At 59.2% G+C, this 12325-nt stretch carries 9 protein-coding genes, 2 tRNA genes and 1 rRNA gene (1 of these 12 cut by a window edge); 8 read left to right on the top strand and 4 right to left on the bottom strand.

The window, feature by feature from the left end:
• A 16S ribosomal RNA gene (locus EAG14_RS08730) occupies positions 1 to 217 on the bottom strand (it extends 1312 nt beyond the left edge of the window).
• 644 nt (positions 218 to 861) lie between these two features.
• Positions 862 to 1935: a branched-chain amino acid ABC transporter substrate-binding protein gene (locus EAG14_RS08725; protein WP_162995944.1), complete on the bottom strand. Its 1074-nt coding sequence runs from the start codon at positions 1933 to 1935 to the stop codon at positions 862 to 864.
• A gap of 296 nt (positions 1936 to 2231) precedes the next feature.
• Here EAG14_RS08725 and EAG14_RS08720 point away from each other — a divergent pair, with 296 nt between their 5' ends.
• The 8 genes from EAG14_RS08720 to EAG14_RS08685 all read left to right on the top strand — a co-directional run bounded on the left by EAG14_RS08720 (position 2232) and on the right by EAG14_RS08685 (position 9341).
• The gene (locus EAG14_RS08720) at positions 2232 to 4265 is read left to right on the top strand and encodes a U32 family peptidase (RefSeq protein ID WP_121728610.1); all 2034 of its coding nucleotides are present in this window, start codon (positions 2232 to 2234) and stop codon (positions 4263 to 4265) included.
• Positions 4266 to 4524: 259 nt separating this feature from the next.
• Positions 4525 to 5808, top strand: coding sequence for an O-acetylhomoserine aminocarboxypropyltransferase/cysteine synthase family protein (locus EAG14_RS08715; RefSeq protein ID WP_121728609.1), 1284 nt, complete (start codon positions 4525 to 4527; stop codon positions 5806 to 5808).
• A 119-nt stretch (positions 5809 to 5927) separates the two neighbouring features.
• Positions 5928 to 6341 carry a YbaN family protein gene (locus EAG14_RS08710; protein ID WP_121728608.1) on the top strand — a complete coding sequence of 138 codons (414 nt, stop codon included), beginning with the start codon at positions 5928 to 5930 and terminating at the stop codon, positions 6339 to 6341.
• Positions 6342 to 6411: 70 nt separating this feature from the next.
• A tRNA-Asn gene (locus tag EAG14_RS08705) sits at positions 6412 to 6487 on the top strand.
• 49 nt (positions 6488 to 6536) lie between these two features.
• A tRNA-Asn gene (locus EAG14_RS08700) sits at positions 6537 to 6612 on the top strand.
• 122 nt (positions 6613 to 6734) lie between these two features.
• Entirely contained in the window at positions 6735 to 7475 is a 741-nt protein-coding gene (gene aat, locus EAG14_RS08695) for a leucyl/phenylalanyl-tRNA--protein transferase (protein ID WP_121728607.1), read from the top strand.
• Positions 7476 to 7485: 10 nt separating this feature from the next.
• Positions 7486 to 8229 carry an arginyltransferase gene (locus tag EAG14_RS08690; RefSeq protein WP_099655739.1) on the top strand — a complete coding sequence of 248 codons (744 nt, stop codon included), beginning with the start codon at positions 7486 to 7488 and terminating at the stop codon, positions 8227 to 8229.
• Positions 8230 to 8510: 281 nt separating this feature from the next.
• Positions 8511 to 9341 (top strand): IclR family transcriptional regulator, encoded by an 831-nt coding sequence (locus EAG14_RS08685; RefSeq protein WP_121728606.1) that lies wholly within the window; start codon positions 8511 to 8513, stop codon positions 9339 to 9341.
• 152 nt (positions 9342 to 9493) lie between these two features.
• Here EAG14_RS08685 and EAG14_RS08680 read toward each other — a convergent pair whose 3' ends face one another.
• Together EAG14_RS08680 and EAG14_RS08675 are read right to left on the bottom strand one after the other, a co-directional pair.
• On the bottom strand, positions 9494 to 10621 hold the full coding sequence (locus tag EAG14_RS08680; RefSeq protein WP_121728605.1) for a serine hydrolase: 1128 nt from the start codon (positions 10619 to 10621) through the stop codon (positions 9494 to 9496).
• 115 nt (positions 10622 to 10736) lie between these two features.
• The gene (locus EAG14_RS08675) at positions 10737 to 12275 is read right to left on the bottom strand and encodes a 2-isopropylmalate synthase (protein ID WP_099741373.1); all 1539 of its coding nucleotides are present in this window, start codon (positions 12273 to 12275) and stop codon (positions 10737 to 10739) included.
• Between the last annotated feature and the right edge of the window lie 50 nt (positions 12276 to 12325).

Raw genomic sequence — 12325 nt, 5'->3', positions numbered from 1 at the left:
GTTCGCGCAAGGCCTTGCGGTCCCCTGCTTTCATCCTTAGATCTTATGCGGTATTAGCAAAGCTTTCGCTTCGTTATCCCCCACGATCGGGCACGTTCCGATGTATTACTCACCCGTTCGCCACTCGTCAGCATCCGAAGACCTGTTACCGTTCGACTTGCATGTGTAAGGCATGCCGCCAGCGTTCAATCTGAGCCAGGATCAAACTCTACAGTTCGATCTTGATAAATTTAAAGTCTTTCGACTTAACTCATAAAAACGGAATTGAAGTGAACTTCACTTCTATTCTCATGAGCGTTTGTAGTGCTAAGCACTAGTTCCAAAGAACTTGGCACTCGCCATCAAACGCCCACGCTTATCGGCTGTATATTTTTAATGAACCGGATCACAAAGCAACCGAAGTTTTCTTTATTTTCCCGACTTAGCTGCAATCAGCTGAGCCTTGAATTCTAGCACAAGTTTTAAAGTCCTGTCAAACTTGAGGGTCTTTGCAGTTTGCAGCAATTACCCTTTTCAGAACAACCACCGCATTTAGCGCAGCCTTTGATTGTACAACAGTTTTTAACCCGCCGACAACAAAAACCTAACTTTCTGCAATCCCCTTCGCCACCTTAACAATCTAAACCGTCTCAGTAGCGAAGCCCTCTATCATAGCACCGTTTTAGAGCACAAATCAAGCAGACGAAGGTTTTTGGACAAAACATCAATCCTCTGCATCCCACATCTTCACCCAAACCGTTGCTCATCCGGCGGCAGCCACCGACTACAAGAAAACAAGCATCGCTTCAGGGACCTCCGCCAATAGTGACCAGAAACAGAAACGACCGCCGAGGCGGTCGTTCGTAGCGGAATGTACTTCAATCAGTTAAGAGCAACGCGACTTCCATCTTTGTATGTGTAAAGCGTCACAGCAGGGGTAGTCAACTCGCCCTTGGCTGTGAAAGCAATGTTCGCAGTGACGCCCTTGTACTCTGCCTTGGAAATCAGCGGGACAAACACTTTGGGGTCCACCGAGTTAGCGCGCTTCATGGCATCCGCCAACACCATGGCTGCGTCATACGCGTAAGGGCTGTATATCTGGAACTGGTCAGGGAACTTAGCGTCATAACGCTTCTTCCACTCGGCGCCACCCTGCATCTTTCCAATCGAAGCCCCACCCGTGGCGCAAGTCACGTTCTTGAGCGCAGGGGTCTTGCCCGACAACTCTGGCAGCTTTTCGGTGCACAGTGCGTCACCACCAAAGAACTTTACGTCCCCAAGACCCAACTGCTCCATCTGACGCAACATGGGCCCAGCTTGGGCATCCAGCCCTCCATAAAAAATGGCATCAGGCTTCTTGTTCTTAATGGACGTCAAGATGGCCATGAAATCCGTCGCCTTGTCGTTTGTGAACTCTTCGCTCACAACTTTCAGCCCCTTTTGCAGCGCCGTGGCCTTGAAAACCGAAGCGACACCTTGGCCATAGGCCGTGCGGTCATCAATGATCACCACTGATTTGATTTTCAAATGGTCTGCACCAAACAATCCCAAGGCGGCACCCAGCGCATTGTCATTGGCAATCAGACGGAAGGTGGTCTTGTGCCCAGGCTTCGTCAGATCGGGGTTTGACGCAGAGGCCGTGATGTGGGGCAAGTCGCACTTGGCATAAATGGCCGAGGCTGGAATGGACGTTCCTGACTGCAGATGACCGACCACACCGGCTACACGCTGATCACACAGCTTTTGAGCCACGGCGGTAGCTTGACGCGGGTCCCCTGCATCGTCCTCGGCAGCAATCTCGAACTTGATCTTCTTGCCACCAATCACGAGGTTTTGGGCATTCAAATCATCAATCGCAAGACGAACACCGTTTTCTGTGTCTTTGCCAATGTGGGCAATGCCACCAGAGACGGGCCCCGCATGGGCAATCTTGACCACCTGCACATCCTGGGCCATAGCCCCCGCAGAAATCAACGAGCCCACAGCAACAGCAGCCAGGGCGGAGAGGGAGAAAAGAGGCAGAGAAGAGCGCGACACAGTGAGAATCTCCAGAGTCAGTGAAACAGCCGAACGCACTGGTTTGGGGCGCACAGCGCGCCGAGCATAACAGCCGCTGTATTCATACAGCCCAAGTTGAGGCCACGCTAACGCAGCATTCCTGCACCATTAAAGTGCCTGATAGTAGAGGCGACCCAAGGGCATGCAAAAGGGCATTGAGTCTCCTCAGACACTCCCTGGGATAATCGCTACCTATGTCCCTCCTGCCCCACCAGCTTGAACTGCTGTCGCCCGCGCGCGACGCCGACATCGGCATCGAAGCCATCAACCACGGCGCCGATGCCGTCTACATCGGCGGCCCCGCCTTCGGCGCACGGGCCGGCGCGGGCAACGACATCCGGGACATCGAGCGCCTCGTGAAGCACGCGCACCGGTTCAATAGCCGCATCTTCATCACCCTGAACACCATCTTGCGCGACGACGAACTCGAAGCCGCGCGCCGCATGGCCTGGCAGGTGTACGAGGCCGGAGCCGATGCGCTCATCATCCAGGACATGGGCCTGCTGGCGCTTGCCGACATGCCGCCCATCCAGCTGCACGCCAGCACCCAGACGGACATCCGCACGCCCGAGAAGGCGCGCTTCCTGCAGGACGCGGGCCTGTCGCAGATCGTGCTGGCGCGCGAGCTCACGGTGCAGCAGATCGCCGCCGTGCACAAGGCGCTGGGGCCGGTGGATGCGCCGGGGCGGGCCAACATCGAGTTCTTCATCCACGGCGCGCTGTGCGTGGCCTACAGCGGCCAGTGCAACATCAGCCATGCGCAGACCGGCCGCAGCGCCAACCGGGGTGACTGCAGCCAGGCCTGCCGCCTGCCCTATCAGGTGACCGACGCGCAGGGCCGCTTCATTGCGCACGACAAGCACGTGCTCTCCATGAAGGACAACAACCAGAGCGACAACCTGCGCGCGCTCATCGACGCCGGCGTGCGCAGCTTCAAGATCGAGGGGCGCTACAAGGACATGGGCTACGTGAAGAACATCACTGCCCACTACCGCACACTGATCGACGAGATTCTGGAAGAGCGCGAGAGCGCGGGCCGGCCACTGTCGCGATCGTCCAGCGGCGCCACCACCTTCACCTTCACGCCCGACCCGCTGCAGAACTTCAACCGCGAGTTCACCGACTACTTCGTGACCGGCCGCAAGGAAGACATCGGCGCCTTCGACACCCCCAAGAACCCGGGCCAGGCCATCGGCTGGGTGACCAAGGTGGGCCCGGACTTCGTCGAGCTGGAAGTGAGCGACCCGGCCACCGTGCTGCACAACGGCGACGGCCTGTGCTACTACGACCTGCACAAGGAGCTGGTGGGCATGGCCATCAACGTGGCCGAGCCCGTGTCAGCGCGCAGCGTGGGCCAGTGGCGCGTGTATCCTAAGGACCCGATGGACGGCTTCAAGGACCTGCGCAAGGGCACCGAGGTCAACCGCAACCGCGACATGGACTGGGTGCGCACGCTCGAGAAAAAATCCAGCGACCGCCGCATCGGCCTGTGGGCGCACCTGAGCGAAACGCCGGCCGGCTTCAGCCTGATGCTGACCGACGAAGACGGCAACGTGGGCTGCGCTGACGTAGAGCAACCCCACCAGAGCGCCACCGACGCTGCCAAGGCCGAAGCCAGCCTGCGCGAGCAGCTGGGCCGCTTCGGCGCCACCATCTTTGCGGTACACGACATTGCGCTGCAACTGTCCGAGCCCTGGTTCGTGCCCGCCTCCGTCCTCAACGCGCTGCGCCGCGACGCGCTGGCCGACCTGGAAGACTGCCGCGCCCGCAACTTTGCGCGCCTGCAACGTGCGGTGCCGGTGGAGCCGCCCGTGCCCTACCCCGAAGACACGCTCTCGTTCCTGGGCAACGTTTTCAACCAGAAGGCGCACGACTTCTACGTGCGCCACGGCGTGAAGGTGATCGATGCGGCGTATGAGGCGCACGAGGAAGAAGGCGAAGTCAGCCTGATGATCACCAAGCACTGCGTGCGCTTTTCGATGAGCCTGTGCCCCAAGCAGGCCAAGGGCGTGACGGGCGTGCAGGGCACCATCAAGGCCGAGCCGTTGATGCTGATCAACGGCAAGGAAAAGCTCACCCTGCGCTTTGACTGCAAGCCGTGCGAGATGCACGTGGTGGGCAAGATGAAGAAGTCGGTGCTGAACCAGCACGCCAAGGAGACCGAGGCGCTGGCCGTGCCGCTGCAGTTCTACCGCGCGCGGCCCACGGGCAATTCGCTATCGAAATAGTAGCTGCTGGCGCTTGTCCATCAAGCGGTACAGGCATTTTTCATTCAACATTCGCAGGCCGTAATGCGCCTGCGGCCGTCCTGCATCGACCCCGCATTGGGCCTGCATGCAGCCTGCGCCGAGCGCATAAGCTCATAGCCAACGATTCGACCCATGCGCACCGTCCCGGTGCAAGAATGGCAGCTGCCGCCTGCGTACACACCGTGCCGCAGGCGCCCGTGTCAGCGTTCTCATTCCATCCAACGGGAGACCCCTCCGCATGAAGATCGAAACCCTTGCCGTCCACGCAGGCTACTCGCCCGACCCCACCACCAAGGCCGTGGCCGTTCCCATCTACCAGACGGTGGCCTACGCCTTCGACAGCGCGCAGCACGGCGCGGACCTGTTCGATTTGAAGGTGCCGGGCAACATCTACACCCGCATCATGAACCCGACGACCGACGTGCTGGAAAAGCGCGTCGCGGCGCTCGAAGGCGGCATTGCGGCGCTGGCCGTGGCCTCGGGCATGGCGGCCATCACCTACGCCATCCAGACCATTGCCGAGGCGGGCGACAACATCGTGTCGGCCAGCACGCTCTACGGCGGCACCTACAACCTGTTTGCGCACACGCTGCCCCAGCAGGGCATCACCACCCGCTTTGCCGACCCGCGCGACCCGGCCAGCTTTGCACAGCACATCGACGCGCGCACCAAGGCGATCTTCATCGAGTCCATCGGCAACCCGCTGGGCAACGTGACCGACATCCGCGCGCTGGCCGATGTGGCCCATGCGCACGGCATTCCCTTGATCGTGGACAACACGGTGCCCAGCCCCTACCTGCTGCGCCCCATCGAGCACGGCGCCGACATCGTGGTGCACTCGCTCACCAAGTACCTGGGCGGCCACGGCAACAGCGTGGGCGGCGCCATCGTGGACAGCGGCAAGTTCCCATGGGCCGAACACAAGGCCCGCTTCCCGCGCCTGAACGAGCCCGACGTGAGCTACCACGGCGTGGTCTACACCGAGGCCCTGGGCCCCGCCGCCTTCATCGGCCGCGCGCGCGTGGTGCCGCTGCGCAATACCGGCGCGGCGCTGTCGCCACAGAGTGCGTTTTTGATCCTGCAAGGCATCGAGACCCTGGCCCTGCGCATGGACCGCATCTGCGACAACACGCTGGCACTGGCGAAGTACCTGCAAAGCCACTTCAAGGTGGAATGGGTGCGCTACGCCGGCCTGCCGGACCACCCGGACCACGCGCTGGTGCAGCGGCAGTCGGGCGGCAAGGCATCCGGCATCCTGAGCTTCGGGCTCAAGAGCACCGACGCCGACCCGCGGGCGGCCGGTGCGCGCTTCCTGGACGCGCTGCAGCTCTTCACCCGCCTGGTCAACATCGGCGATGCCAAGTCGCTGGCCACACACCCCGCATCGACCACGCACCGCCAGCTCAATCCCGAAGAGCTGGCCAAGGCGGGCGTGAGCGAGAGCATGGTGCGCCTGTCGGTGGGCATCGAGCACATCGACGACCTGCAGGCGGACCTGGTGCAGGCGCTGGACAAGGTTTAGCCCCCTCACAGCGACTCAACTCGCACGAAAGCATCACAACCGCGGCCTGTGACCAAGGGCCTTGAGCAGGAGCGGTGTGTCAACGCAGACCGTGCTGTGCAGGCATGCACAATGCGCCAATGGAGCCTCAAAGAAAAAGCGAAGCAGTTCCGGTCCAACCAAGGCCCTTGCCTCTCGTCGCCCGGTGGCTACTTCTGCTTTTTGCTTTGGCCAATTTGGGGCTGGGCATTCTGGGTATCTTTATTCCCGGCTTGCCCACTACGGTGTTCATTTTGATGGCGGCCTGGGCCGCAGGCAAAAGTTCGCCGCGCCTGTATCGGTGGCTGTGGAATCACCGCCTGTTTGGCCCTATGCTGCGCAACTGGGCTAATGGAGGTTGTGTAAGCCGCCACGCCAAATGGGCTGCGACCGCAGTGATGTCATCCAGCACCGTGATCCTGCTACTCAGCCACACAGCACGCTGGGCTGCGGCCACAGCCATCACATGCATGGTGCTCGTACTCGTTTGGCTGTGGAGAAGGCCTGAGCCCTGAGCCTTGTTTTTCACGAAATGCCCAATCTCTTGAGATCGGCATAATTTTGTGTATATAATCTAAGTCTTGTTCCTCGATAGCTCAGTCGGTAGAGCGCCGGACTGTTAATCCGTAGGTCCCTGGTTCGAGCCCAGGTCGAGGAGCCAAGAATTCAAATGCTTTACACATCTAAGTAAAGCAATACATACCGATTATTCCTCGATAGCTCAGTCGGTAGAGCGCCGGACTGTTAATCCGTAGGTCCCTGGTTCGAGCCCAGGTCGAGGAGCCAATATAAACCCTGCACCCCACGGTGCAGGGTTTTTTTTTGCCCCATCGCTACTGCACGCGTTCCATTATTCTTCGATCATCTGGCAATACTTCCCGCACTCCCGCACAAACCCCCTTCGCCCGATGGAATCACACCTACCCTGGCTCGAACCCAATGATCCCATGCCCACTCCGGATTGCGCATGGGGAATGGGCACCCCAGCCCCCGGACTACTCGCGGCGGGCGGTGCACTGAACACATCCACCCTTCGCAAGGCCTATGCGCAAGGCACCTTCCCCTGGTTCAGCGAAGGGCAGCCGATTCTCTGGTGGGCTCCCGACCCACGCATGGTTTTGAATACAAGCGACTTCAAACTGCACCCCTCTCTGCGCAAGACATTGCGCAAATTTCGCGATGCCCCCCACTGCTCCATTCGAGTCGATAGCGCCTTCTCCTCCGTCATCCATGCCTGCGCCACCCGCGAACGCACCGGCCAAAGCGGCACATGGATCTTGCCATCCATGGTGCAAGCGTACGAACAACTCCACAACGAAGGCATCGCCCACAGTGTAGAAACCTGGATCGACGGAAAACTGGTGGGCGGCCTTTATTGCATCGCCTTGGGCAAGGCTGTGTTTGGAGAGTCAATGTTTGCCTATGCCACCGATGCCTCAAAAATTGCGCTGGCGGCACTGGTCTGCATTGCGCGCGAGCATGGAATTCCGTGGATTGACTGCCAGCAAAACACCCGCCACCTGGCATCGCTTGGTGCCAAGGAGATGCCCCGAGACCTGTTCCTTACGGGCATTCAAAAGCTGCACAGACAGCCAGAGATCCCATGGGGGTTCAAGTCCGTATACTGGTCACAGTTGTTGCCCAACTGACCATCCCGGCATGACGCACCTGAACGAACTCCCACTGCAAGCCCTGCAGTACTACGCGACAGCACCCTACCCTTGCAGCTATCTCCCAGATCGACTGGCACGCTCTCAGGTCGCAACCCCCAGCCACCTGATTCAGAACACGCTGTACTCCGACTTGGTAGCCAAAGGGTTTCGGCGCAGCGGTATGTTCACCTATCGACCGTATTGCGATGGCTGCCATGCATGCAAGCCCCTGCGGGTTTTGGCAGCAGAGTTCAAGCCCGACAGAAGCCAAAAACGTGCTCACGCTCGCCATATCGCGCTTCAGGCCCAAGTGCTTCGGCTTTGCTTTGTGCCAGAGCACTACCAGCTGTACCAACGCTACCAAAAAGGAAGACATGCGGGTGGCGGCATGGACCAGGACAATATTGACCAATACACCCAATTCCTGCTGCAAAGCAGGGTGAACTCCCGCCTCGTAGAGTTCAGAGAACCCATGCCGGATGGCAATCCAGGGGCCCTCAAAATGGTGTCCATACTGGACGTGCTAGACGACGGAATCTCTGCCGTTTACACGTTTTATGAGCCAGAGCCCAACTGCAGCTACGGCACCTACAACGTCTTGTGGCAAATAGAGCAAGCCCGGGCACTCCACTTGCCCTACGTGTATCTCGGGTATTGGATCGAGCAAAGCCAAAAAATGAACTACAAAGCTCGCTTCATGCCCCACGAAACCCTGGAAGACCAAGGCTGGCAACGCACAGGCAGCCTCTGAAGCCTATGGGCGGCCTCGCTGAAACGCAATCGGCAGGAACGGGTGGAATGCCTCTTTGGAGCGCCTGCCCGTTCAAGCCTTAGGAGCCCCCAGGTTTGAAGCCCATGCGCCATTTCAGCCCAAGCTATTCGCCGTGTATTCACTGCACGTCGCACTTTGCCCCATGCCGCAAAGACTGCAGTGTGCCCCTTGAGAAATTGCCAACAAATGCCCAGCCAAACAGGGCCTTCGCTTCGCATTTCACAAGGTAAGATGCCACGGCATATGCTGCATTACCGCCCATGAAAAAATCAGACCCCGACGTCCCAGCAAAGCCCAGCGTTCAGGTGCTCGAACGCATGTTCACGTTGATTGATGTCCTGGCCTCACGAGAGGACGCGATTTCTCTTAAAGAGATCAGCGAGAAGACAGGGTTGCACCCATCCACCACCCATCGCATCCTGAATGACCTGACCATCGGCAGGTTTGTAGACAGACCAGAGTCTGGCAGCTACCGGTTGGGCATGCGCCTGCTAGAGCTCGGTAACCTGGTCAAAGCCCGGTTGAGTGTGCGCGATGCGGCGTTGGCGCCCATGCGCAACTTGCACAAACTGATCCAGCAGCCCGTGAACCTGAGCATGCGGCAGGGCGACGAGATTGTTTATATCGAGCGCGCCTACAGCGAGCGCTCAGGTATGCAGGTGGTCCGGGCCATTGGCGGCAGAGCCCCTCTGCATCTGACATCTACCGGCAAACTGTTCCTTGCACTGGAAGACCCACAGCGTGTACGAGCCTACGCCACCCGCACAGGTCTGGCAGGCCACACCCGCAACAGCATTACCCAGTTGCCCATCCTTGAGAGAGAACTCGCGAAGGCGCGCCAATATGGGATTGCCCGGGACAATGAGGAACTGGAACTGGGGGTGAGATGCATGGCCGCTGGGGTCTACGATGACCAAGGCAAGCTGGTGGCAGGGCTCTCGATCTCCGCCCCCGCAGACCGGCTGGATGAGGGCTGGCTCGCCAAACTTCAATCGACGGCCCAAGAAATCTCGTTGGCTCTGGGCTACTCACCAGAGCGCAGCCAATCACTGGCAACACCACAACAGACCATCGTCCGCACCAAAGGCTGAGCGCGCAACCCACATCCATGGGCCTCGGTGCGCAGTGGCAAGGAATGCATAGCAAAAATGGTCGATAACAAATGAATTGAGCCTGCCGCTCTCAGCGCACAGGCTCAACTCAATGAATCCCAAGTCGGGGAAGACTCCCCACCTCGCGACGCTCAGCCGTGCCCACCCTTCGCCACGACTTTAGAGCCGCTGCCACCAAACGATGAAGCGGACTCCACCCAGTGCCTCACACGCTCTGCGTCACCCAGGCGGCTGAACTTACCCGCAGAATCCAAAAACACCATGATCAACTTGCGACCCGCAATTTCGGCTTGCATAACCAGGCAGCGCCCAGCTTCAGAGATATAACCCGTCTTCTGCAGCCCGATATCCCATGTGGGATTTTTCACCAGACCATTGGTGTTGTTGTACTGAAGCGTCTTGCGCCCCACCGCCACTTCGTAGCTGGGTGATGTGGAAAGTTCGCGCAGCATAGGGTCGCCATGGGCGACATTGACCAAGGTGGCCAAATCACGGGCACTGGATTGGTTTTGGCTGGACAGCCCCGTAGGCTCAACGTAACGCGTATCGGCCATGCCAATAGCGCGCGCCTTGGCATTCATCAGGCCCACAAAGGCACTCAGTCCACCAGGGTAGGTGCGCCCTAAGGCATGTGCAGCGCGGTTCTCGCTAGACATCAAGGCCAGATGCATCATCTCGCCACGGGTCAGCGTGGTGCCAACGCTCAGACGGGAGCGGCTGCCCTTTTCAGTGTCCACATCATCTTGCGTGATGGTGATGGGCTCATCCATGGGCAGGTGCGCCTGGCTGATGATCAAGCCTGTCATCAGCTTGGTCAGCGAGGCAATGGGCAACACGGCATGGTCATTTTTGCTGATCAGGACCTCATGGGTGTCCTGATCAATCACCAAAGCCACGCTGGACTTGAGGTCCAGAGGATCGGAGACCTCGTGCAGTCCGGCCATTTGGCCAAACGACAACTTGGCAGGCACGATAGCGGCGCGCGATGCGGCCTGCACCTTGGAAGAACGCTCGGAAGCCTGCGCAGCAACGCGGGTTCGCCCCTTGGCGGGGCGGTCGGCAGTGCGCGACACGGCCGCAACACGGCGAGTGTCTGCCGTCTTTTTGGTAGCAGCCGTCGCGGAAGGTGCCGCTTTTTTGACGGTCACACGCTTGCGCTCAGCGGCATCGGCTGCCGGAGCCACCAACGCAGAACTGATGACAACAAGGCTGATTACAGAGAGAGCCCGGCTCACTGCGGTGCGAAGGCGATGGTGCATCCAAGTGCTCCAAACGTTAGTAAATGTGTTGCAGTGTACAGAATCAAAAAAAGTCGCGCAAGATCAATACCTTGCACGACTTTTAATGAAATTGGTTGAATTATAAATTGCTTACTCAACCCTGCGCCGCCACCCTGTCCGCTTTACTTTGTAACTTGTTCAGAGCGCTCAGGTACGCCTTGGCGGAAGCCACCACGATGTCCGGGTCCGCCCCCACCCCATTCACAACCCGGCCGCTGTTCTGCAATCGCACCGTCACTTCGCCTTGGCTCTCTGTCGATCCACTGATGGCATTGACCGAGTACAGCACCATCTCCGCACCACTCTTGACGTGGGACTCAATGGCTTTCAACGAGGCGTCCACAGGGCCATTGCCAACCGACTCGCCATGCACTTCGGTGCCGTCGACAGTGAAAACGACACGCGCCCTGGGCTGTTCACCCGTCTCGCTTTGCTGGAACAGTGACACAAACCCGTACTGCTCGCGCTCGCTGGTTACGCTTTCATCGCTCACCAGGGCCAGAATGTCCTCGTCAAAAATCTCGCTCTTGCGATCGGCAAGCTCCTTGAAGCGGGTGAAGGCCGTGTTGATTTCTGTCTCACTGTCCAGACTCACGCCCAGCTCTTGAAGCCGCTGCTTGAATGCATTGCGGCCGCTGAGCTTGCCCAGCACAATTTTGTTGGCACTCCAGCCCACATCTTCCGCGCGCATGATTTCGTAGGTGTCACGGGCCTTGAGCACGCCATCCTGGTGAATGCCCGATGCGTGCGCAAAGGCATTCGCGCCCACCACAGCCTTGTTGGGCTGCACCACAAAACCCGTGGTTTGGCTCACCATGCGGCTGGCCGCCACAATGTGCTGGGTGTCAATGCCAAGATCCAGGTTGAAATAGTCGCGGCGCGTCTTGATCGCCATGACCACTTCTTCCAGCGAGCAGTTGCCTGCGCGCTCACCCAGGCCATTGATCGTGCACTCCACTTGGCGCGCACCGCCAATCTTCACACCGGCCAGCGAGTTGGCCACTGCCATGCCCAAGTCGTTGTGGCAATGCACCGACCAGACGGCTTTGTCGCTGTTCGGGATGCGTTCACGCAACGTCTTGATGAAGTTACCGTACAACTCTGGAATGGCATAACCCACGGTGTCCGGGACATTGATGGTGGTGGCGCCCTCGGCAATCACGGCCTCCAGCACACGGCACAAAAAGTCGGGTTCGCTGCGATAGCCGTCTTCGGGGCTGAATTCAATGTCGGCCACCAGGTTGCGTGCGAATCGCACAGACTGCTTGGCCTGTTCCAGCACTTGCTCGGGTGTCATGCGCAGCTTCTTCTCCATGTGCAATGGAGACGTTGCGATGAAGGTGTGAATGCGAGCGGAGTTGGCCCCTTTGAGCGCCTCTGCAGCGCGCGCGATGTCGCGGTCGTTGGCACGCGACAACGAGCAAATCGTGGAGTCCTTGATGGCATTGGCAATCGCCTGCACCGCCTCAAAGTCGCCGTTGGAGCTGGCAGCAAATCCGGCTTCGATCACATCCACCTTCAGGCGCTCCAGCTGGCGCGCAATGCGCAGCTTCTCGTCCTTGGTCATGGACGCGCCGGGGGATTGCTCGCCATCGCGCAAGGTGGTGTCAAAAATGATGAGTTTGTCTGCCATGTCGTTTCTCCTGGTACTGGTGGGGTTAGCCCGCAACGCTCAAAAACTGT

Source organism: Acidovorax sp. 1608163 (assembly GCF_003669015.1).
Lineage (GTDB): Bacteria > Pseudomonadota > Gammaproteobacteria > Burkholderiales > Burkholderiaceae_C > Acidovorax.
Note: the sequence above shows the minus strand (reverse complement) of the source record. Positions and strands in the feature narration are given on the sequence as shown.

Bases quoted from the DNA above. Each gene is read 5' to 3' on its own strand.
- EAG14_RS08725 (WP_162995944.1), bottom strand. From the start codon at position 1,935: ATGGCCCAGGATGTGCAGGTGGTCAAGATTGCCCATGCGGGGCCCGTC.
- EAG14_RS08720 (WP_121728610.1), top strand. From the start codon at position 2,232: ATGTCCCTCCTGCCCCACCAGCTTGAACTGCTGTCGCCCGCGCGCGAC.
- EAG14_RS08715 (WP_121728609.1), top strand. From the start codon at position 4,525: ATGAAGATCGAAACCCTTGCCGTCCACGCAGGCTACTCGCCCGACCCC.
- EAG14_RS08710 (WP_121728608.1), top strand. From the start codon at position 5,928: ATGGAGCCTCAAAGAAAAAGCGAAGCAGTTCCGGTCCAACCAAGGCCC.
- aat (WP_121728607.1), top strand. From the start codon at position 6,735: ATGGAATCACACCTACCCTGGCTCGAACCCAATGATCCCATGCCCACT.
- EAG14_RS08690 (WP_099655739.1), top strand. From the start codon at position 7,486: ATGACGCACCTGAACGAACTCCCACTGCAAGCCCTGCAGTACTACGCG.
- EAG14_RS08685 (WP_121728606.1), top strand. From the start codon at position 8,511: ATGAAAAAATCAGACCCCGACGTCCCAGCAAAGCCCAGCGTTCAGGTG.
- EAG14_RS08680 (WP_121728605.1), bottom strand. From the start codon at position 10,621: ATGCACCATCGCCTTCGCACCGCAGTGAGCCGGGCTCTCTCTGTAATC.
- EAG14_RS08675 (WP_099741373.1), bottom strand. From the start codon at position 12,275: ATGGCAGACAAACTCATCATTTTTGACACCACCTTGCGCGATGGCGAG.